Origin of the sequence: Polynucleobacter sp. P1-05-14, assembly GCF_018881675.1 — a bacterium.
GTDB lineage: Bacteria > Pseudomonadota > Gammaproteobacteria > Burkholderiales > Burkholderiaceae > Polynucleobacter.
Window position 1 is genome coordinate 65,999 of record NZ_JACVPV010000007.1, and the last position, 21,593, is coordinate 87,591.

Genomic DNA, 21,593 nt, shown 5'->3' on the forward strand with positions numbered 1-21,593 from the left:
CAGATGAATTGGACTGACATATTCATCCGTAGGCCAGTGCTCTCCATGGTGGTGAGCGCTCTTGTATTGATTTTTGGTTTGAAGGCAATTGGCTCTTTACCTGTAAATCAATATCCGCAAACGCAAAATGCGATTGTGACCATCACTACGGCCTACTATGGTGCCGATCCTGAAACGATTGCAGGCTTTATTACTCAGCCTCTTGAGGCATCTATAGCTCAGGCGCAAGGGATTGATTACTTATCTTCTGCCAGCGTGAGTGGAGTCTCCACCATTACTGCAACGCTCAAACTGAACTATGACTCAAACGCGGCATTAACGCAGATACAGACTCAAATTAGTGCGGTAAAGAATCAGTTGCCACCACAGGCGCAACAACCTATTTTGACAGTGCAGGTAGGGCAATCTACTGCCGCAATGTACATGGGTTTCTATAGCGATGACATCCCCAACAATGCTATCACCGACTATCTACTGCGAGTTGTAAAGCCAAAGCTGGATTCTGTTGAAGGGGTTCAGAATGCAGAGATCACTGGCGGACGTAAATTCGCCTTACGCGCCTGGTTGGATCGAGAGAAGATGGCCGGTCTTGGTGTGGGCGCCGATGATGTGTATAACGCCATGTCAGCCAACAACTATTTATCAGCAGTTGGAAGCACTAAAGGCGAGATGGTCTCGGTTGACTTGGTTGCCGGTACCGACTTACATACTCTGGATGAGTTTCGCAAGTTAGTCATTAAAAAAGATGGCGTGAATATTGTGTATTTAGACCAGGTGGCTAATGTCACCATGGGGTCTGAGGACTACAACACGAACGTTGCCTTTAGCGGTAAGAGGTCAGTGTTTATTGCTATTAAGGTTGCGCCGCAGGCCAACCTGTTAGACGTGGCACAAAGGGTCCGCGATGTCGTACCAGATATTCAGAAGCAATTACCCATTGGCATGACAGGCAAGATTGTTTACGACTCTACTAAATTTATTACCAGCTCTATTGATGAGGTAGTGTCCACCTTAATAGAGGCCTTGGTGATTGTGACTGTGGTGATCTACCTCTTCTTGGGTAGTGCTCGTGCGGTTGCTGTTCCAGTGATTGCAATGCCTTTATCGCTCATTGGTACTTTCTTCCTCATGCAAGTGCTGGGCTACTCGATTAATTTGCTTACCCTATTGGCTTTAGTGTTGGCAATTGGATTAGTGGTGGACGACGCCATCATCGTGGTGGAAAACGTTGACCGCCACATGAAAGAAGGTAAGTCACCGCTAGAGGCATCTTTAATTGCTGCCCGCGAATTAGGCGGACCTATTTTGGCAATGACAGTGGTACTGATTGCGGTGTATATCCCGATTGGCTTTCAGGGTGGCTTGACGGGTGCGCTATTTACTGAGTTTGCCTTTACTTTGGCTAGTGCCGTAGCTGTTTCAGGATTAATTGCCTTAACACTCTCGCCCATGATGTGTTCTCGCATCTTCACAGAGGAGCAAGAGGCGTCACCTTTTGTGCAGAAGATTGATCGCATATTTGAGAAGGTGCATCACAGCTATCAAACTACTTTACGTGATTTGCTCAGCACTTGGCAGGTCATTATCGTGATGGGAGTCATCTTGCTGGGGGGCGTAGCTTATTTATATTCAACTGCGCGTGCTGAATTAGCGCCAACCGAAGACCAGGGCATTGTTTTGATGCAAGCATCAGGACCCCCTAATAGTACGGTGACGCAAATGCAGACTTATGCAGATCAAATTTACGCAATTGCAGCTGCAGAACCAGAATACGAACAGGCTTTTCAGATCACCAGCCCAACTTCGAGCTTTGGCGGTATCTTGCTTAAAGACTGGGGTGAGCGCAGTCGTAATGCAACCAAGTTCCAAGAAGATATGCAGCAAAAGTGGAACTCTATTGCAGGCGCACGCGTGGCTGCCTTCCAGTTCCCGGCTTTGCCGGGCGCTCAAGGCTTGCCTGTGCAGGTTGTTATTAATACAACAGAATCTTATGCAGCGTTAAATGAAGTCTCGCAAGCAATGCTTGATAAAGCGCGCCGCAGTGGCAATTTCTTCTTCGTAGATTCTGACCTCAAGATTGATAAGCCACAAGATGTTTTAGAGATTGATCGAGAAAAAGTTGCTGCCCTAGGCATGACTCAGCAACAAGTCGGTTCAGCCTTATCTGCTGCTTTAGGAGGTGGATATGTGAATTACTTCTCGGTGGCCGGACGCTCTTATCGTGTGATTCCACAAGTAAAGCAAGTGGATCGTCTCAATCCAGATCAAATATTGGATTACTACATACGTACACCAAGTGGCGCGATGGTTCAAGCGCGCACTATCGCAACGATTAAACAAAGGGTGGTGCCGCAGTCTATTAATCACTTCCAGCAATTAAATTCAGCAACAATCTCGGGTGTAAGCACACCATTTATTTCGCAAGCGGATTTATTGGAGTACATGCGTCAGACCCTGAAAGAGGTTGCGCCTAATGGTTACACCATGGACTACGCAGGTCCGTCACGTCAATTTATGGCTGAATCTGGCGGCTTCTTAGTTACCATGTTCTTTGCGATTCTGATTGTGTTCTTGGTGCTTGCAGCACAGTTTGAAAGTTTCCGCGATCCCATTGTAATTTTGGTTTCTGTGCCGCTAGCCTTATTTGGCGCCTTGATATTTATTAATTTGGGGTTCACGACCTTAAACGTCTATACCCAAGTTGGCCTAGTCACACTCATGGGCTTGATTAGTAAGCACGGTATTTTGATCGTGGAGTTTGCGAATGAACTTCAGGAAGCAGGGCGCAGTAAGCTCGATGCCATCGTTGAAGCAAGTAGCGTTCGTTTGCGCCCGATTTTGATGACAACTGCAGCAATGGTTTTAGGCGTATTGCCTTTGGTGATTGCTTCTGGCGCGGGTGCCGCAGGACGCAAATCTATGGGCATTGTGATTTTCACTGGCCTATCAATTGGTACGCTGTTCACACTCTTTGTAGTGCCGGCAATGTACTTATTTATTGGTGCCGATCACCACGCCAAGAAATTTAAGCAGCAGTAAAAATGAAAGACAGAAAAACTATTTAACGATATTGAGTTCTTTTTCAACAATATCGTTAAAGTAGGTTTCTATTTCTAGCCGCTGCAACCAGGCATCGATATTCTTAAGAGGCGCACGCTCGCCAGTTTGCTGCGGGAAGGCTTGATTCAGAAGAATCCAACGGCTGACACAAAGGGCTAAAACAATATCTCCAGGCTGAAATTGATTGCCCGCGCAATAGCTTTGCTTAGACAATGTTTGATCTAGCAATCCAAGCAGCCGATTAGTTTCTTGATATCCCTTGAGAATCGATTCGAATTGACGTTCTACCTCGGGTGTTCTAGTAAGACCCAGAAATGCTATGCGCAGCGCTGGCCACATTGTGCCCAACTGCCAATCCATCCATTTCTCGGATTCGTAATGAGTCTTAATATCTGCTGTAAAGCGCCCAGCTTGATCATGCTGATGGCTTAAGTAGCGCATGATGGTATTGGATTCCCACAGCACAATTGCACCGTCTTGTAGCGTCGGTACTAAGCCATTGGGATTGAGTTTTAAAAACTCTGGAGTGTTATTGATTCCAAATTGTAGGCCAGCATCGATGCGCTCAAAGTCTTTGCCTTCTTTTAGTCCAAGCTCAGCAAGACACCACAATACTTTTTGAACGTTAATAGAACTTTTGCGACCCCATAAACGCATCATGGCATTTCCTTACAAAGAAGAATTGGTATTAGCTAGCTTAGTTTCTGTGAAATCGAGACCAACAAACTGACTGCGCGCAAAAATGAGCGGCTCTCGTTCAGGATGATTTTTTAAGTTAATTACTTTGGCAACAATGATGTTGTGATCGCCGCCTATATGAACACATACAGTTTCACATTCATAGTAAGCAACGCAATGATCTATTTGCGTTAGTCCACTAGCTGCTGGCTTGTGATCAATTCCCTTGAATTGATCTGTCTTCACGGTAGCGAAATGCATTGCCAGATTCTCTTGCGAGCGCTCTAGCACATGAATCAGATGTTTCTTGCCAAGCTCAACCCAAGGCATTAGACGTGAATGCTTCTTGAGACTCCAAAGAATGAGTGGTGGCTCGAGTGAGACAGTGTTGAAGGAGCTAATCGTAATGCCGTGAGAATTGTTTTCCTCATCCAGGCAGGTGATAACAGTGACCCCAGTTGCAAATGATGCGAAACCTTTGCGTAGCTCTTGTGAAGTAAATGGGGTCATTAATCTTTACTTATTTAGCTTCAGCTTTTGCTGTAGCGGTCAGTGTTGTGCCGGGAACGGGATTTAAAACTTCATTCTCTTCAGCTTTTACGCACTTGAAGCTATATTCTTTGCCTGCCTTGGACAGAAAGCTGGCGCCTTCATAAAAATCATCTTTACAGGTCTTAGTGGCGAAATCCATGACATCCTGCGGTGCAGCGCTAGAGGTGATCAGACGCATATTGCCCATGGACATATTAATTTGGGTGGAATAGCAGCCAGACAGCGCCAAGCCAGAAATCGTAGTTAATAGTAGAATTTTTTTCATGGAAACCTCCATAATCAGCAATGCTCGTTAGGATAAACCTATTAAGCAATTGCTGCGGGGAAATACCTCGCTCTAAAAGGAAGAGACATGTTTAAAGCAATATTGGTAAATAAGGATGACCAAGGGTATCGCGCAGAATTAGCCCAGGTCGATGAGGCTAACCTCCCAGAGGGAGATGTTCGCGTAAAGGTCCTGTATTCCACCCTCAATTACAAGGATGGCCTGGCTATCACGGGCAAAGGTCCGGTGGTTCGCAGCTTCCCAATGGTGCCAGGCATCGATTTTGCCGGTGAAGTGATGGAGAGCACCAACCCCGACTTCAAGACTGGCGACATGGTGCTTCTCAACGGCTGGGGAGTTGGGGAAGGGCATTGGGGTGGCTTAGGTCAGCAGGCTCGTGTGAAGGCCGATTGGTTGATTCCGCTGCCCAAGGGGTTTACTGCTAAACAAGCATTAGCCATTGGCACTGCAGGCTATACCGCCATGCTCTGCGTCATGGCGCTACAAAAGCATGGGCTTAAGCCAAGCGATGGTGAGGTTTTGGTCACTGGTGCTGCAGGCGGTGTTGGCAGTTTTGCCATCACGCTTCTCAGCAAGCTAGGTTTTACTGTTGTCGCGAGTACAGGCCGTATGGCCGAAGCAGAGTACCTGAAGAAATTGGGTGCAACTGAAGTGATTGATCGCGCCATCTTATCTGCTCCTGGCAAGCCATTGGCAAAAGAGCGTTGGGCTGCAGTAGTTGATAGTGTGGGCAGTCATACCCTGGCTAATGCGTGTGCGCAGACCAAGAGCGATGGCGCAGTAGCTGCTTGTGGCTTGGCTCAGGGCATGGATTTTCCTTCAAGTGTTGCACCATTTATTTTACGCGGCGTGACTTTGTACGGCATTAATAGTGTGACTGTGCCACGTGCAAAACGCATTGCTGCCTATGAGCAGTTGAGTAAGTTAGTGGATCTGAAAACCTTAGATGAAATCTCTCATGAGATTACGCTTGAGGAGTCAATAAAATACGCGCAAGAATTAATGGCAGGAAATGTACGCGGGCGCTTGATTGTCGACGTCAATAAATAAAAAAGAAATAACAAGCAACTAAAGATTAGCTTTACTGGGGTGCTTGGGGTTTGCGACTAGGTAGTTTTGACCAAACCTCAAGCTTCTCAGGATTAGTCAGCTCGGACCAATCAGCAATTTCGGTCAGGGTGCGATAGCAGCCGCGACAGTAACCATTTTCAGGATTAATGTCACACCAATTAATGCAAGGCGATGGAACTGTTGTCAAAGCAAACCTAGAAGTAAAAAATCAATCAATAACACTAAGCCATGAATACTCAAAACAAAGCAAGCGCTGAAGCTGCAGTTCATTATCCCTTAGGAGACGTCCTTCCGGAAGTGGGTAGCAGCATAGAGGTTGCGCCAGGTGTTCGCTGGATCAGAATGCGTCTGCCCTTTGCTTTAGATCACATCAATCTTTGGCTGCTGCGCGACGAAATTGATGGTCTTGCGGGTTGGACGATTGTGGACTGCGGTATTGCTAATGAAGAGACAAGAAACTCTTGGGAACAAGTGTTTGCTACTCAGCTTGAAGGCATGCCAGTCTTGCGCGTCATCGTGACGCATATGCATCCTGACCATGTGGGTCTATCGCAATGGCTCTGTGAAAAATGGCATGTCCCCATGTGGATTTCCATGACAGATTATTTAACTGCCCAATGGTTAAGTTGCAAAGAGGGTGGCGCCGCAGTTGGTTCACGCGCTGGCAGTGGCGGTTCTGCAGATCACTTTCAAAGACATGGTTTAACGGGCTCAGAAGATTTAGAAAAAATTCGCGGGCGCTCCAATTACTACAGCAATATGGTTCCTGGAGTGCCGCGTCAATATCGCCGCATTATTGATGGCGAATTGATTTCAATAGGTGGTCGTACCTGGCAAGTCATTATGGGCTATGGGCATGCGCCTGAGCATGCTTCACTATTTTGTAAAGATCTTGGAGTGTTGATTTCTGGAGACATGTTGTTGCCTCGCATCTCTACCAATGTAAGTGTCTATGATGCAGATCCAGATGCAGATCCGCTAGGCTTATATCTTGATTCTATTGAAAAATATTTAGTATTGCCTGAGGATGCATTGGTACTTCCTTCACACGGCAAACCATTTACTGGAATTAGGCCGCGTGTTGCGCAACTAAAAGCGCATCATGATGATCGCTTGGCGGATACTTTGGCCGCATGTAAAAAACCGGCACATGCCAGAGAGATTGTGCCGGTCTTGTTTAAACGTGAATTAGATATTCATCAACTCACATTTGCAATGGGTGAGGCTATTGCTCATCTGAATTACCTACTTCGTCGAGGAAAGTTGCGTCGCCAGCTTTGCGAGGACGGCGTGTTGCGGTTTTCCGTGGTTTAGCGCTAGTTGTTTTAGTCTTGGATTCTTCCTTTGGGGCGCTTGTTGAGCTGGCTGCAGCGCCAGCCGCTGAGACGGCATCACCAAAGGATTTGAGCGCCATCATGGTGGCATGCTGAACTTCAAGACCCTGAATAGTTGATTTGAGGATGTTGAGGTTCAAATTGAGCCAGTTTTCAACGCTTTTCAGGTCCTTGATGCGCTTTTCAAGCTCATCTACATCCAAGCCAGGAAAAGCCGATGCAAAGCCGCCAGCAGCCTTAGAGGGGTCTGCCGTGAAGGGGAACTGTCCGGCCTGACCTACAGCGCCTTGTCCCCACATGGTTTTAAACATATCTAGGCTTTGATTGAATTCTGGAATGGTTCCAAACATAAGGGCTCCGGGGTGAATGAAAAGTGGCTTTTCCAATAGAATAAGGGATTCTAGAGATTAATCCCGGTTTAACAATGCAATCTAATGGTTTGTCCCAGCCTTATACCCGTGGTCAAAAGCTTCCCGAGCTTTTGAAGCAGCGCATCCTCATTTTGGATGGCGCCATGGGCACCATGATTCAGCAATATAAGTTGACCGAGGCCGACTATCGTGGTTTGCCGGGAAATACCCGATTTGCCGATCATCCTGGCGATATCAAAGGTAACAATGAGCTCTTAGTTTTGACTCAGCCGCAAATTATTAGCAAGATCCATGAGCAATATTTGGATGCTGGCGCAGACATTATTGAAACCAATACTTTTGGTGCAACCTCAGTGGCGCAAGAGGACTACAAAATGGCTGGCTTGGCTCGTGAGATGAATGAAGTCTCTGCCAAATTAGCGCGCGCAGCTTGTGAAAAATACACTACTCCAGAAAGACCTCGTTTTGCCGCGGGCGCAATTGGACCTACACCAAAGACAGCGAGTATTTCACCGGATGTTAATGATCCGGGTGCGCGCAATGTGACCTTTGATGCTTTACGTGCTTCGTATCGTGAGCAGATTGAAGGATTATTTGCGGGTGGCGTTGACTTATTTTTGGTTGAAACTATTTTCGATACGCTCAATGCCAAAGCGGCACTCTTTGCCCTCGATGAATTTTTTGAAGAGACCGGTGAGCGTTTGCCGGTAATGATTTCTGGAACGGTGACAGATGCATCTGGCCGTATTTTGTCTGGTCAAACAGTTGAGGCGTTCTGGAATAGTTTGCGTCACATCAAGCCACTCACCTTTGGTTTGAACTGTGCATTAGGGGCTGCTTTAATGCGCCCCTATATTGCAGAGCTAGCAAGAATTTGCGATGCGGCAGTGTCTTGCTACCCCAATGCGGGCTTGCCTAATCCGATGAGTGATACGGGCTTTGATGAGACCCCAGAAATCACTTCTAGCCTAGTAGATGGTTTTGCTAAAGATGGCTTAGTTAATTTAGTAGGCGGCTGCTGCGGCACGACACCCGATCACATTCGCGCAATTGCTAATGCGGTTGCCAAACGGAAGCCACGCGCTTTCTATCGTGAGAATGCGGAGGTATCAGCATGAGCACGACGGAGAAAAAAGCGATGCCAGCGATGAAGCTTTCTGGTCTTGAGCCATTTAACGTTACAGCAGATGTTGGCTTCGTCAATATTGGTGAGCGTACCAATGTCACAGGCTCCAAAGCATTCTCTCGCATGATTTTGAATAATCAGTTTGATGAAGCGCTCGTAGTGGCGCGTCAGCAGGTTGAGAATGGCGCACAGGTTATCGACATCAATATGGATGAGGCGATGTTAGATTCTGAGGCGGCGATGACTCGCTTCCTCAACTTAATCGCTTCTGAGCCTGATATTGCTCGTGTTCCCATCATGATCGACTCCTCCAAGTGGAGCGTGATTGAAGCGGGTCTGAAGTGTATTCAAGGTAAGCCAATTGTGAACTCGATCTCCTTAAAAGAGGGTGAGGAGTCCTTCAGAAAGCAAGCGCGTTTAATCCGTCGTTATGGTGCTGCCTCAGTGGTGATGGCTTTTGACGAGGTAGGGCAAGCTGATACCTTTAAGCGTAAGACAGAAATCTGTCAGCGCTGCTATGAGATCTTGGTAAACGAGATTGGCTTCCCAGCAGAAGACATTATTTTTGATCCGAATATTTTTGCAATTGCTACCGGCATTGAAGAGCACGACAACTATGCGGTCGACTTTATTAATGCCACCCGCTGGATTAAAGAAAACCTACCGGGTGCTAAGGTTAGTGGCGGCGTTTCCAATGTGAGCTTCTCGTTCCGCGGTAATGACCGTGTTCGTGAAGCAATTCATACAGTGTTCTTGTATCACGCTGTCCAAGCTGGTATGGATATGGGCATTGTGAATGCTGGTCAATTAGGTGTGTACGCTGATTTAGATCCAGAGTTGCGTGAGCGTGTTGAGGACGTTGTTCTCAATCGCTTTAAAGAAAAAGATGGCAAAACACCTACCGAGCGTTTGCTCGATATTGCTGACCAATTTAAGGGTGGTGGCGCTAAGCAGGTCGAGAACCTAGTGTGGCGTGAAGCGCCTGTACGTGAGCGTCTAACGCATGCCCTAGTGCATGGCATCACCACCTTTATCGAAGAAGACACCGAAGAGTTGCGCGCAGAAATTATGGGCGCTGGCGGCAGACCTATTGAGGTCATTGAAGGCCCTCTGATGGATGGTATGAATGTCGTGGGCGACTTGTTTGGTGCGGGCAAGATGTTCTTGCCTCAGGTAGTCAAAAGCGCCCGCGTGATGAAACAAGCGGTTGCCATCTTGATTCCGTACATCGAAGAAGAAAAGCGCCAACATATTGCAGCAGGCGGCGAAGCCAAAGCTAAGGGCAAGATTGTCATGGCAACCGTGAAGGGCGACGTGCACGATATCGGTAAAAATATTGTGACTGTTGTTCTGCAATGTAACAACTTTGAAGTAGCCAATATGGGTGTGATGGTTCCCTGTGCAGAGATTCTCAAGCGTGCCAAAGAAGAGAATGCAGATATTGTTGGTTTATCTGGATTGATTACACCTTCGCTAGAAGAGATGACTTATGTTGCGCAAGAGATGCAACGTGATGATTGGTTTCGCGAACGCCAAATTCCGCTGATGATTGGTGGCGCAACAACTTCACGCGTTCATACGGCGGTAAAGATTGCCCCGCATTACGATGGCCCAGTGGTGTATGTGCCTGACGCATCTCGTTCAGTTTCAGTGGCTTCCAGCTTGCTTTCCGATGAAAGTGCTAAGAAATTTATTCAAGATTTGCGCGATGACTATGTACGCATTCGTGAACAGCATGCCAATAAGAAGGCGGCGCCAACGATTTCTTTAGAAGCAGCACGTAAGAATCGCGAGATGATCGACTGGTCTGCTTATGTTCCAAAGAAGCCGAAGTTCATTGGCCGTCGTGTATTTAAAAACTTTGCACTGAGCGATATTGCTAAATATATTGACTGGACACCATTCTTTCAGACTTGGGACCTTGCAGGTAAATTCCCAGCAATTCTGGATGATGAAGTTGTTGATGTTGAGGCTCGCAAGGTGTTTGCTGACGCCCAAGCTCTGCTCGATAAGTTGATTAAGGGGCAATGGCTACAAGCCGATGCGGTGGTGGCTTTCTATCCCGCTAATACCGTTGGCGACGATATCGTTTTGTATAGCGATGAAGCACGCGAGCATCCTTTGTTTGTTTGGCATAACTTGCGTCAACAATCCGAGCGTCCAGTTATAGAGGGTGTACGCAGACCTAATCGTTGTTTGGCCGACTATGTTGCGCCAAAGGACTCGGGCGTCGCTGATTACCTGGGTTGTTTTGCAGTGACCACCGGTCATGGTGTTGAAAAGAAAGTAGCTGAGTTTCAGGCAAAGCACGATGACTACAGTGCCATTATGTTGAAGGCCTTAGCTGACCGATTGGCAGAAGCGTTTGCTGAACTCATGCACCATCGTGTGCGCACTGATCTGTGGGGCTATGCAACAGATGAGATTTTGACCAATGATCAGATGATTAATGAGGAATACCGCGGTATTCGTCCGGCACCTGGTTACCCAGCCTGTCCTGCACATGAAGTTAAAGAAGATCTATTACGAGTCATTGGCTCTGAAGATATTGGCATGACTCTGACCGAGTCAATGGCCATGAATCCAGCTTCAAGCGTGAGCGGTTTCTATTTAGCCCATCCGGATGCGCGCTACTTTAATGTGGGCAAGCTATCGGATGATCAGGTTGAAGACTTGGCTAAACGCCGCGGTCAAAGTATTGAAGACACCCGTCGCCAGCTGGCGAGCTTGCTAGATTAGACGCCCCACATGACGGGTTCGTCTGTGGCTTTGGATTGCTTCATCAACTCCAGGAATGGGTAGGCTCGCTGTCCAAGGCGATCGGCCAGCTTAGGCTTCTCAGCACCCTTCTCGGACTCGTCATTTGCTTTAGCCCGCTCCTCAAGATCTTTGAGGATGGCAGTTTCTAGGGCAGTGATGAGGTCAGGAAGTTGCTCAACGGTCAAAATTCCGCGAGGCTCCAGGGGGCGCCCCAAAATATCAAAAATTCGTTTAGTCAGATCCGCCAGCATGATGACATCTGGACCAGCCTTTGAGCGAAATTGATAGATCATTTCGATAGCTTACCACCTGATAAACTCACTAATCTATGTTGTTAACCAATAAAAATCGTTTAATTCAAATGCTGAGTGCTGCGCTTGCAGGCTTGGCTCAGGAGCGCGACCTAGGAGAGGCTCCTACCCCCCGTTTGGAGCGTCCCAAGGCTGTTGACCATGGTGATGTCGCTTGTAATGTCGCCCTTCAGCTAGCAAAGGCTTGGAAGCTGAACCCGCGTGAGCTGGCACAGGCTTTGGTAGAACGCTTGCAGCAGCAAGCGGGATTCAATGAGCTGATTGCATCCTGTGACATCGCTGGTCCTGGCTTTATTAATTTTCGCCTTAGTAATGCAGCTAAGACTACCGTAGTTCAGGAGATACTTGCTGCAGGGACTCATTTTGGTGAGTCTGTGCAAGTCGGCGAGTCTGTTCCAAACGCCATGATTGAGTTTGTCTCTGCCAATCCAACTGGACCATTGCATGTTGGTCACGGTAGACAAGCAGCGCTGGGTGATGCCTTAGCTAATTTATTAGCCACCCAGGGAATCAAAGTTCATCGTGAGTTTTATTACAACGATGCCGGTGTGCAGATTGCGAATTTAGCCCTGTCTGTTCAAGCTCGCTTACAGGGTTTGAAGCCTGGTGATGCCAAGTGGCCTGAGCAGGCATATAACGGCGAATATATTGCAGAGATTGCTAGTGCATTTCAAACTTCTCCAGAATTTAAAGATGATCTTGAGGCCATTCGCCAATTTGCTGTTGCTTATTTGCGTAATGAACAAGACATTGATTTGAAAACTTTTGGCGTGAAATTTGATTGCTATTACTTAGAGTCCTCTCTATATACCGACGGTAGCGTTGCACAAATTGTTGGCGACTTACAAAGCATTGGTAAGACATATGAATCCGAAGGTGCGCTCTGGTTGAAGAGTACGGATGATGGCGATGATAAAGATCGCGTGATGCGTAAGTCTGATGGTAGCTTTACCTACTTTGTGCCTGATGTGGCCTATCACACCAGCAAGTGGAATCGCGGCTTTCAGAAAGTAATTAATGTGCAGGGTAGCGATCACCACGGCACCATTGCCCGTGTCCGCTCAGGCCTGCAAGGCGTAGCACAGAAGCGTGGCTGGGATATTCCTAAAACGTATCCAGAGTATGTGCTGCATAAGATGGTTACGGTTATGCGCCATGGTGAAGAAGTCAAAATTTCTAAGCGTGCGGGCTCATATGTCACTGTGCGTGATTTGGTTGAATGGTCAGGCGGCGTTACTCCAGAGATGACGCCAGAAGAGAGGGAATTGGCTTTGCAGCGCGGTCGCGATGCCGTGCGCTTTTTCTTGATTTCGCGTAAAGCAGATACCGAGTTCGTTTTTGATATTGATTTAGCCTTGCAGCAAAACGATGAGAACCCAGTGTTCTATGTTCAGTATGCGCATGCGCGAATTAATTCAATCTTGCAACAGTGGGGTGGCCAAGTATCGGATTTGGCTACGGCTGATTTATCGCTTTTGCAAAGCAAGGCATCTGATCATTTGCTGCGTCGTTTGGCAGAATACCCAGAGGTTCTGACGGCCGCTGCCGAAGAATTAGCGCCCCATGCATTGGCTTTTTACCTGCGTGACTTGGCTGGTGATTTCCATACCTTCTATAACGCGGATCGTGTCTTGGTTGACGATCAAAACTTAAAGCAAGCGCGTCTTGCATTGCTGCTAGCAACCCGACAAGTTCTACAAAATGGCTTAAAAGTACTCGGGGTATCTGCGCCAATAAAGATGTAATAGCGAGGTATGAAGTGAAGATGTAAGATGAGGAAATGATGAAAACACCGAATCAACAAAACTCCCAATACGGCGGCACTATTCTCGGCTTTATTTTGGGTTTGGGCGTCGGCCTTGGAATCGCCTTTGTCATTGCCTTTTATCTTTCTAAAAATACCCCTCAAGAAAGACCGGGGATGCGTGCCCCAAGTCTGCCTTTGATGATTAAGCCTTCTACAGCACCTGCGGAGGGTGAAGCGGGCGCCCCTGCTGAGCCTGTAGATTTGAATAAGCCGCTCCAGGGTAAATCACCCGCCCCTGCGTCACCCGATCCGATTGGAGATTTGGTAAATGGCAAGAAAACTGCTGACAAGCCAGCGGACGCATCCCCTGCAAGCAAATCAGACGCCATGTATTTCTTGCAAGTGGGTGCGTTTACAAAGCGTGCTGATGCAGATGCGCAAAAAGCGAATTTAGCTATTCAGGGAATTCAAGCCCAGCTAAGTGAAGTCACAAGTGACGGGAATACTCTTTGGCGCGTACGTGTAGGTCCTTACAACAGTGTTGATGAGAGTAACTCAGTGCGAGATAAATTGAGTGGCATTGGCATTAAACCAACCTTAATCAAATCCAGTAAATCATGATTTCATTCAGCAAAAGATTCATTACTTTATTAGCACTGCTTTCTTTAAGTAGTTTCGCTAGCGCACAAGCTCAAAAAATCGAAGAAGGTTTTGATTACCGTATATTGCCTGTTGCGCAGCCGGTCGAAACCAAGGGAAAAGTAGAAGTTATTGAATTCTTTTGGTATGGTTGCCCACATTGCTATGACTTTGAGCCTGAGCTCAGTAGCTGGGTAAAGCGTCAACCTAAAGACGTTGTTTTCAAAAGAGTCCCTGTAGCCTTTCGCGATGACTTTTTGCCGCATAGTCAGATGTACTACGCTCTAGAGTCGATGGGCAAAGCTGATGCTCTAAATGAAAAAGTCATGTACGCAATACACAAAGAAAATAAACATCTCCTCACGGAGACGGAGATCGCAGATTGGGTTGCGTCTCAAGGCATTGATCGCAATACCTTCTTGGCGACCTATCGCTCTTTTGCAGTAGTTTCTAAAGCACGTGCTGCCAAGCAATTGACGGAAGCCTATCGTATTGATGGAGTGCCAACCGTTGTGATGCAAGGCAAGTACGTAACATCACCATCCATTGCTGGATCTAAGGCTAAAGCAATCGCAGTAATGGGTTATCTAGAAGAGAAAATTCGTAAAGATAAGTACAAGTAGTAAATTCGAAACAGCTTGCTACGTAACACTTTAGCGCCGCTTAAATTTTGACGAAGCGGCGCACAATCCAAAAGTAGATTGGGTAAGGCAAGATTCTCAGAAACTTTAAGAATCTTGTGAATCGCTTAGGGAAGTGAATATCAAACTCTCCCTTCTGAATGCCGGCCAATATCTCACTGGCTGCTTCCTCGGCACTAATTAAGGCTGGCATTTCAAAGTCATTTTTTGCGGTAGCCTCAGTAGCTACAAATCCTGGCGAGATCATGTGCACACTGACTCCTGTCGGCAGCAAGTCGTAATATAAATTCTCACAAAAATTAATGATGGCAGCTTTACTTGGGCCATAAGCCAAAGCTTTTGGCAGACCGCTATAACCTGCAACACTGCCAACAATAGCAATATGTCCTGAGTGAGCTTTGAGCATTTCCGGTACCACTAGAGCAACCGCTCTCATTGGTCCTAAAAGGTTTGCATCAATGATCTTCTCGGCAACCTTGATATCAAAATTGTCTGCGCGTAGTGGTACATACATGCCCGATACAAAAAGGAGCAGATCAACCCCATCCCAGGCCTTCACAATGGTTTTATAGCCATCTTGCAGTTGAGCATCATCTGTGACATCCAATGGAATAACGAGTGATTGATCAACCTCTGCAGTACTGGCAATTTCATTTAATCGTTCAGCTCTTCGGCTGGAAAGCGCTACTTTAGCGCCCTTGAGAAGAAGGGTTTTCGCACAAGCTTCACCAATACCGCTGGATGCGCCTATGACCCAGACTCTTTTGCCTGAGAAGTGAGCTATTCCGCTTTGTTTCATGCGCTTAATGTATCAGAAGATGCTGGTGAAGATTGATGGCTCAATGTGAATTGCACTACATCGATATTACGCTCAGTAAAGCCAGCGGCACAATACATGAGATAGAAGTTCCAAAGACGTATAAATGCTTCATCAAAGCCAAGTTGGCGTACCTCTTGCAGTTTTTGATTAAAGCTATCACGCCACAAGCAAAGAGTTCTTGCATAATCTCCGCCAAAGGCGAACTCGTCATCAATTCGTAATCCAGCTTTAGCAGCGCTCGCTTTAAAACTTGCCCTAGAGGGTAGCATGCCACCAGGAAATACATACTGTTGAATAAAGTCAGTGTTGCGTCTGTAGCGATCAAAAAGATCCTCGGCAATCACAATCGTCTGAATGCAAGCTTTGCCACCCGCTTTTAGGCAATGAGCAATCGTTTCAAAATACTCCGGCCAATGTTTTTCACCAACTGCCTCAAACATTTCGACGGAAGCAATGCCATCAAATTTTTCTTGGCAATCACGATAGTCCTGAAGGCGCACTTCAAATCTAGGAGGGTTAGCAATTTGACTTTGCACTTCTAGCAAACGTTTCTCTGCAAATACTTTTTGCTCTGTAGATAGAGTTAGGCCAGTAATGGCTCTCTTGTTACGAAGAGACTCCTCCATAACGCCGCCCCAGCCACAACCAATTTCAAGTATGTGCTCCCCTGGCGTAGTCTTTAAGGAATCTAGAATGCGCCCAATCTTCGCACGCTGCGCATCAGCTAAGACTTGCTGAGCGCCTTCAGAAAACCAGGCGCTCGAGTAGCTCATCGTGGGATCAAGCCACAGCGTATAAAAAGCATTGCCTAGGTCATAGTGCGCATGAATATTCTTGCGACTTCCCGCTTTGCTGTTATCACGCAACCAATGCTTTAGTCGATAAAAAATCGAGCCATACCAATTGCCATAGATGGCTTTTTCTAAAATGGTTCGGTTGCGTATGACTAGCTCAAGGAGCGCCTTAAGGTCGGGGGTATTCCATTTGCCCTGAATGTAGCTCTCGGCAAATCCAATATCTCCGTGGGACATGATCTCTTTAAATACAGACCACTCCAAGATATGAATTTCCGCATGTAATTGATCACTTTGAATGCCAAACTCGCGCTTTTCGCCATTGGGAAGGGTAAGCTTTAAATGGCCACTGCTTAGCTTCGTCAAAAGAGTTAGGAGTGCCTTAGCTTTAATTTGGTGTTGTGGCGAAGCGCTATCCCGCCCTTGCGGACGAGAAAAGTTGAGTCTGGAGAGAAGGGATTGTCCTGGACGATTCATCTGCTAACTTCAAGTTCTGGTGGTTTAGGCTTTGAGTGAAAGGGTACACCTTTTACCCACAATTTCAATGCTTGCCAATGTATTCGAAAAATGACGCCCACGCTCATTAAAGGGTAGCGAAGTAAGGCCAGAATGATATTGGCGCGACTAAGTGGGTGGCTGATGCCACTAATGCTGGTGTTGATGAGGGGTTGGCCGTCCTCATGAAGCTCAATGCGACAGACATTATTCTTGCCGCTACTACTATCTTGCGGAAATAAGAAGCGGAAATGGTAATCACCACGTACCGCGCAAAATGGTGAAACGTGAAATACCTTTTCACTACTAAGTGTTTCGCCAGAGTGCAATGCCTTACCCGAATCTTTGTGTAGTAAATAGCAATGACGCTCACCAAAGGTATTGTTAACCTCAGCCAGTACCGCTTGTACTTTGCCGTCAGCGCGCGTGCAGATCCAAAAGCTCACGGGATTAAAGACGTAACCCAATACCCTTGGAAAAGTCTGAAGCCAAATTTCTCCATCGATATGCTGTACATGATTATCTGCCAGAATCTTTTCGATCCAAGCAAGGCTATTGGATTCTCCTAAGCCATGGTCCTTATCAAAAAATGCACAGAGGCCCCAACGGTTATCGCTTAAGCCGTTCTGACTCAGTAAATTCGGGTTAGCATTGCGAGTACGCATAGGGATGGAGATGGTGAAAACCCCATAACCAAAGGCATTCTTAGCCGGCCTCAAGCGCTGGTGTTTTACTACCCCAAAGTTAATTTTGGCATCTGACATCAACTACACATCTTGTTTGGTTTTGATCGGCTGATGAATGCTTTCAATTAAAGCTTCTGCCACTAATTCTCCGGAGCGTAAACCATCTTCATGAAACCCAAACCCCGTCCAGGCGCCGCAATACCAAATCGATGCTGTGCCCTGAATTAAGGGTAGCTCCTTCTGAGCTTGTATCGCACTCATATCAAAGACAGGGTGTGAATAGTGAATCTCTTGATACACAAGCTTTGGATCTGGCTCTTCCGAGGGATTTAAGCTCACAATAATTTGGGTATCTTGAAGTTGAGCTGGCAGAGGTTGTAGACGATTAATTAAGTAGTTAACGCTGACATGTTGCTTTGTGTCTGGTTTGGCACCAGATTTGGCGGTGTAATTCCAGGCAGCCCAACAACGTTTTGCGTCTGGCAAGAAGCGAATATCGGTATGTAATATTGCTCGATTCTTTTGGTATGGAACTGATGCCAGGATATTTCTTGATTGTTGGTCAATGCCATGAACTAAATCTAGTGTTTGGTCGCTATGACAAGCCATGATGACTTCATCGAAGTGAGCCGAGCCAGCCTGACTGATAACCTCAACTGGCCCGCCATCATGACCTGTATTTACTCTCAGGACACATTCCCTTTTAATGGCAACCCCATGCTTTTCTAGTGCTGTCACAAGGCGCTTTACATATTCTCGTGAACCGCCCTTGATGGTCAACCATTGCGGACGATTTTGGATTTGCAAAAGGCCGTGGTTATGGCAGAAGCGCACCATGGTTTGAATGGGGAACTCTAGCATCTGTTCGATTGAACAAGACCAGATGGCACCGATCATGGGTAAAAAGTAATTTTCTTTAAAGCTTTGGCTGAAGCGATGACGTTTTAAAAAATCGGCAATTTTTTCATCAGGCTCTTTATATTGATGACCAGCTTCAATTTGATCATGCGCTAACTGAGTGGCCAAACGATTAAAACGCATGATGTCATAAGTCATCCTCCAAAATGATGGAGACAGGAGATTGGATCTTTGTCCAAAAAAAGAATTGATGTCATTACCAGCCCATTCAATCTTTTTCCCCGTCCCAGATTTGTTGGCTGTATCAATCGATACGGAAAACGACATTTCTGAGGGGGCTACTGGCGCTTGAATTTCTTCGAATAAACGAACGAGACGTGGATAAGTTTTGCGGTTAAATACCAGGAAACCAGTGTCTACGCCATGTGTGATGTCTTTGCCACCGATATTGCAAGTGATATCAACGGTATTGCTGTGGCCACCAATGTGATCGCCAGCTTCATATAAGGTAATTTCAAATTCAGGATGTTGTCTTAAGGCGTAGGCACAGCCTAATCCAGAGATGCCTGCGCCAATAATGGCAATTCTTTTTTTACTCACTGAGCTTTTTCTCCTAAAAGCTTTTCAACTTCATTTGTCATGCTGCTACTGGTGGGTTTGGTAACGCTTCCAAACGAATCAACCACGTTACCATTTCGATCGATTAAATACTTATAAAAATTCCATTTTGGAGTTGTGCCAGTTTTAGCTATCAACATCTTAAATAATGGATTTGGGTTGCTGCCGGAAACCCCACTCTTAGCAAACATCGGAAATTTCACGTCATAGGTGTTCTTGCAGAAATCGGCTATCTCTTTATTGCTGCCAGGCTCCTGTTGCCCGAAGTCATTAGAAGGAAAGCCCAGAATGACAAAGCCTTGCTCTTTGTATTTGGCGTAAATCTTCTCAAGACCTTCATATTGGCTTGTAAAGCCGCAAAAGCTGGCTGTATTTACTACCAATATGACTTTCCCTTGGTATTGACAAAGGTTTTGCGGCGCTTCATCCTGCAGGCGAGGAAAGGTATGGGAGAGCAGGGGGCTGCAAGTGGGCGCAGCATTGGCAAGCTGAAATCCAGACAAGAATGCAAATAGCCCAAATAGGCAGTTCATTACAAAACGAGGCATATTGCACCTTTTTTATTCACGAGTGAGAAGCCAAGTCTAAGACATTCTGGGTAATATCGCTGGCCTCGCAAGATTGCCATTAATATTGGGTTATGAGTCATTTGCCACCCCCCTCTTTTGAAGCAAAAGTCTGCTCACCAGAACAGCTTGCTGCTCGCCTGGAAAATCTTCCTAGACCATTGGTATTTACTAATGGAGTCTTCGATATCCTGCACCGTGGCCATGCCAGCTATTTGGCCCAGGCCCGCGCCTTGGGGGCTAGCTTGGTCGTGGGTGTGAATTCTGATGCCTCAGTGAAAATGTTGGGTAAAGGCGACGACAGGCCTATTAATTCAGAGGCTGATCGCCAGGCATTATTGGCTGCATTGGAAAGCGTGGATATGACGATGTTGTTTACTGAACAAACACCAGTCAATTTGATTGAAAAAATTCGTCCTGATATTTACGTCAAGGGTGGTGATTACGATATCGACACTTTGGCAGAAACCCATCTGGTAAAAAGTTGGGGTGGTAAAGCAGTTGCGATACCTTTCCTATATGAGCGCTCAACTACAAGCCTGTTGGGTAAGATCCGCTCTTAGAGGCTTTGCAGTAACCACGCCCAGATACCGCGAAGTACTAATCCTTCAGTTACTTCCACGGATTGCTTGATTGGTAAATTAGTTTTTGTAATTTCTTGCGCTAGGACCTTGGCATTACCGCCATCAAGCCAAATTTTTTCGATGGGAAAATTTAACTCTTTTGCATGTTGTATGCCATAGAGGATTGCACCAATTTGCGCCGCATCACATCCTCCGATAATTGCGTCATTGGTAGAGCATCCAAATCCATGATGTTCCGCACGCTTCGCCAAGCCTAACTGCGCAGTATTACTTGCCAGACTTTCTTGCATTAATCCTAAGCCAGGCAAAATCCATCCGCCGTAATGTACGCCGTTAGAACCCAATAAGTCGATGGTGGTGGCAGTACCGGCATTCACAATCAAGGTGTTTTTATTTGATAAGACGCGTGCCCCAATCAGCGCGGCCCAGCGGTCAGCGCCGAGCTTTCTGGGATCTTGATACAGGCTACGCATCCCAGCATAAGCGCTATCCCCTTTGAGCTGCCTCCAATCCAAATCACTCCATTGCGGAAATAGTGATTTGAGATTGGCCATGGCTGCTTGGCCAGCAACGCAGGCAAAACCAATAGCTGTAGGTTTCGGTAAGGTTTTAGCAATATAGTCAGCCAACTCAGCTCGATGTTCTGCTGATTGTAAAGACTTGCTACTAATGGAGCCCGAGTATGCCCACAATTTTTTTTGTTGAGCGCTAGGATTTTGTGTTGACTCCACAGCCGCCCACTTCAGGCGCGTATTACCAACATCAAAAAATAAATAAAGGCTCATGATTGAATCCGCAAAGAAACATCACCCGCATGAATGGCGATGATTTTTTTTTCTTGTTGCAATAGTAATGCCCCTGTCTCATCCACACCTTTTGCAATGCCATAAATAGCCTCTTTACCAGCGCCCGAAATGTACACGGCCTGATCTCGATAAGCATCCCAGCTCATCCAACGTTCTTTGTAGAACTTAAATCCATGCAGGTCAAATTCTGCAAGACTATGTTCGAGTGAGGCGATTAGTTTGAGCCAGAGATATTCTGTATCAGGAAGTAATTTTGTCAGCTGAGCAAGTGAGCCCACTTTCAGTCCAGTATCTAGATTTGCTTCAATTGTTTCTGGATTGCGCAAGTTAATACCAACCCCAATAACCATCCAAGTAAGATCACCCGATTTTGCTTGGCCGCCTTCAATAAGGATGCCGCCGAGTTTATGCTTGTTCAGCAATAAGTCATTGGGCCATTTCAGTTGCAGGCCGGCCTGTTGAAGCTCTTCCTCGCTCAGGTTGCAAGCTTGTGCAATACCGTCTATCACTGCAAGACCAACCAATAAACTCAGTCCGCTGAGTTCGGCCGGAGTTCTTTTAAATGGAAATGCGAGAGAGAAGCAAAGTGAGTCCTCGGGGTTGGCTAGCCATGCTCGGCCTGCCCGGCCCTTGCCCGCAGTTTGTTTGTGGGCAATCCGAGCCACTGGATCAATGAGTTCCCCTGCACGCCAGCGACTCATAAGATCATCATTGGTGGATTTAGTCTCAGTAACGCGCTCAAGTATGCAATTTGCAGTCATTCCGCCATTGTAGAAAGGTCTGACCTAGA

22 protein-coding genes are annotated in these 21,593 nt (G+C 46.6%); 9 read left to right on the forward strand and 13 right to left on the reverse strand.

Features of this window, described 5'->3' with window-relative positions; all coding sequences use genetic code 11:
- Positions 1–3: 3 nt before the first annotated feature.
- Entirely contained in the window at positions 4–3,039 is a 3,036-nt protein-coding gene (locus ICN37_RS05105; RefSeq protein WP_216155319.1) for an efflux RND transporter permease subunit, read from the forward strand.
- Positions 3,040–3,057: 18 nt separating this feature from the next.
- Here ICN37_RS05105 and ICN37_RS05110 read toward each other — a convergent pair whose 3' ends face one another.
- Genes ICN37_RS05110 through ICN37_RS05120 form a run of 3 tightly spaced genes read right to left on the reverse strand, consistent with a single transcriptional unit; the run spans position 3,058 to position 4,555 of the window.
- A complete protein-coding gene (locus ICN37_RS05110) occupies positions 3,058–3,720 on the reverse strand; it encodes a glutathione S-transferase family protein (RefSeq protein ID WP_216155321.1) in 663 nt (220 codons plus the stop codon).
- Between the two features lie 9 nt (positions 3,721–3,729).
- Positions 3,730–4,248: a flavin reductase family protein gene (locus tag ICN37_RS05115; RefSeq protein WP_216155323.1), complete on the reverse strand. Its 519-nt coding sequence runs from the start codon at positions 4,246–4,248 to the stop codon at positions 3,730–3,732.
- 10 nt (positions 4,249–4,258) lie between these two features.
- Positions 4,259–4,555: a hypothetical protein gene (locus tag ICN37_RS05120; protein ID WP_216155325.1), complete on the reverse strand. Its 297-nt coding sequence runs from the start codon at positions 4,553–4,555 to the stop codon at positions 4,259–4,261.
- An 87-nt stretch (positions 4,556–4,642) separates the two neighbouring features.
- Here ICN37_RS05120 and ICN37_RS05125 point away from each other — a divergent pair, with 87 nt between their 5' ends.
- Complete coding sequence (locus ICN37_RS05125) at positions 4,643–5,626, forward strand: MDR family oxidoreductase (protein ID WP_215321133.1); 984 nt, start codon at positions 4,643–4,645, stop codon at positions 5,624–5,626.
- 31 nt (positions 5,627–5,657) lie between these two features.
- Here the strand turns inward: ICN37_RS05125 and ICN37_RS05130 are convergent, their stop codons facing one another.
- Positions 5,658–5,834 carry a DUF1289 domain-containing protein gene (locus ICN37_RS05130; RefSeq protein WP_215321132.1) on the reverse strand — a complete coding sequence of 59 codons (177 nt, stop codon included), beginning with the start codon at positions 5,832–5,834 and terminating at the stop codon, positions 5,658–5,660.
- Between the two features lie 41 nt (positions 5,835–5,875).
- Between ICN37_RS05130 and ICN37_RS05135 the strand changes: the two genes are divergently transcribed.
- Positions 5,876–6,961, forward strand: a complete 1,086-nt coding sequence (locus ICN37_RS05135) for an MBL fold metallo-hydrolase (protein ID WP_216155327.1) — start codon at positions 5,876–5,878, stop codon at positions 6,959–6,961.
- Here the strand turns inward: ICN37_RS05135 and ICN37_RS05140 are convergent.
- A complete protein-coding gene (locus ICN37_RS05140; protein WP_216155329.1) occupies positions 6,873–7,331 on the reverse strand; it encodes a PhaM family polyhydroxyalkanoate granule multifunctional regulatory protein in 459 nt (152 codons plus the stop codon). The two genes, ICN37_RS05135 and ICN37_RS05140, sit on opposite strands and share 89 nt — an antisense overlap.
- A gap of 74 nt (positions 7,332–7,405) precedes the next feature.
- Here ICN37_RS05140 and ICN37_RS05145 point away from each other — a divergent pair, with 74 nt between their 5' ends.
- Together ICN37_RS05145 and metH are read left to right on the forward strand one after the other, a co-directional pair.
- A complete protein-coding gene (locus ICN37_RS05145) occupies positions 7,406–8,470 on the forward strand; it encodes a homocysteine S-methyltransferase family protein (protein ID WP_216155331.1) in 1,065 nt (354 codons plus the stop codon).
- Positions 8,467–11,217, forward strand: coding sequence for a methionine synthase (gene metH, locus ICN37_RS05150; RefSeq protein ID WP_216155333.1), 2,751 nt, complete (start codon positions 8,467–8,469; stop codon positions 11,215–11,217). Before ICN37_RS05145 ends, metH begins: the two co-directional genes overlap by 4 nt.
- Here metH and ICN37_RS05155 read toward each other — a convergent pair.
- The gene (locus ICN37_RS05155; protein WP_216155335.1) at positions 11,214–11,531 is read right to left on the reverse strand and encodes a DUF1840 domain-containing protein; all 318 of its coding nucleotides are present in this window, start codon (positions 11,529–11,531) and stop codon (positions 11,214–11,216) included. The two genes, metH and ICN37_RS05155, sit on opposite strands and share 4 nt — an antisense overlap.
- A 35-nt stretch (positions 11,532–11,566) precedes the next feature.
- Between ICN37_RS05155 and argS the strand changes: the two genes are divergently transcribed.
- From argS to ICN37_RS05170, 3 genes are read left to right on the forward strand one after another with little or no spacing between them, the layout of a single operon-like run.
- The gene (gene argS, locus ICN37_RS05160) at positions 11,567–13,294 is read left to right on the forward strand and encodes an arginine--tRNA ligase (protein WP_216155337.1); all 1,728 of its coding nucleotides are present in this window, start codon (positions 11,567–11,569) and stop codon (positions 13,292–13,294) included.
- A gap of 35 nt (positions 13,295–13,329) precedes the next feature.
- Positions 13,330–13,917 carry an SPOR domain-containing protein gene (locus ICN37_RS05165; RefSeq protein WP_215321125.1) on the forward strand — a complete coding sequence of 196 codons (588 nt, stop codon included), beginning with the start codon at positions 13,330–13,332 and terminating at the stop codon, positions 13,915–13,917.
- Positions 13,914–14,558, forward strand: coding sequence for a thiol:disulfide interchange protein DsbA/DsbL (locus tag ICN37_RS05170; RefSeq protein ID WP_215321124.1), 645 nt, complete (start codon positions 13,914–13,916; stop codon positions 14,556–14,558). Before ICN37_RS05165 ends, ICN37_RS05170 begins: the two co-directional genes overlap by 4 nt.
- 40 nt (positions 14,559–14,598) lie before the next feature.
- Here ICN37_RS05170 and ICN37_RS05175 read toward each other — a convergent pair whose 3' ends face one another.
- From ICN37_RS05175 to ICN37_RS05195, 5 genes are read right to left on the reverse strand one after another with little or no spacing between them, the layout of a single operon-like run.
- Positions 14,599–15,375, reverse strand: a complete 777-nt coding sequence (locus tag ICN37_RS05175; RefSeq protein ID WP_216155339.1) for an SDR family oxidoreductase — start codon at positions 15,373–15,375, stop codon at positions 14,599–14,601.
- Positions 15,372–16,667 (reverse strand): cyclopropane-fatty-acyl-phospholipid synthase family protein, encoded by a 1,296-nt coding sequence (locus ICN37_RS05180; RefSeq protein WP_216155341.1) that lies wholly within the window; start codon positions 16,665–16,667, stop codon positions 15,372–15,374. Before ICN37_RS05180 ends, ICN37_RS05175 begins: the two co-directional genes overlap by 4 nt.
- On the reverse strand, positions 16,664–17,449 hold the full coding sequence (locus tag ICN37_RS05185) for a DUF1365 domain-containing protein (protein ID WP_215321121.1): 786 nt from the start codon (positions 17,447–17,449) through the stop codon (positions 16,664–16,666). The genes ICN37_RS05180 and ICN37_RS05185 overlap by 4 nt, the downstream gene beginning before the upstream one ends.
- A gap of 3 nt (positions 17,450–17,452) precedes the next feature.
- Entirely contained in the window at positions 17,453–18,829 is a 1,377-nt protein-coding gene (locus ICN37_RS05190) for an FAD-dependent oxidoreductase (RefSeq protein WP_216155343.1), read from the reverse strand.
- Complete coding sequence (locus ICN37_RS05195) at positions 18,826–19,380, reverse strand: glutathione peroxidase (protein WP_370623817.1); 555 nt, start codon at positions 19,378–19,380, stop codon at positions 18,826–18,828. The genes ICN37_RS05190 and ICN37_RS05195 overlap by 4 nt, the downstream gene beginning before the upstream one ends.
- Positions 19,381–19,487: 107 nt before the next feature.
- Between ICN37_RS05195 and rfaE2 the strand changes: the two genes are divergently transcribed.
- The gene (gene rfaE2 / locus ICN37_RS05200) at positions 19,488–19,976 is read left to right on the forward strand and encodes a D-glycero-beta-D-manno-heptose 1-phosphate adenylyltransferase (protein WP_215321118.1); all 489 of its coding nucleotides are present in this window, start codon (positions 19,488–19,490) and stop codon (positions 19,974–19,976) included.
- Here the strand turns inward: rfaE2 and ICN37_RS05205 are convergent.
- Together ICN37_RS05205 and ICN37_RS05210 are read right to left on the reverse strand one after the other, a co-directional pair.
- The gene (locus ICN37_RS05205) at positions 19,973–20,782 is read right to left on the reverse strand and encodes a type III pantothenate kinase (RefSeq protein WP_216155347.1); all 810 of its coding nucleotides are present in this window, start codon (positions 20,780–20,782) and stop codon (positions 19,973–19,975) included. The genes rfaE2 and ICN37_RS05205 overlap by 4 nt on opposite strands.
- The gene (locus ICN37_RS05210) at positions 20,779–21,564 is read right to left on the reverse strand and encodes a biotin--[acetyl-CoA-carboxylase] ligase (protein WP_215321116.1); all 786 of its coding nucleotides are present in this window, start codon (positions 21,562–21,564) and stop codon (positions 20,779–20,781) included. Before ICN37_RS05210 ends, ICN37_RS05205 begins: the two co-directional genes overlap by 4 nt.
- Positions 21,565–21,593: the final 29 nt, after the last annotated feature.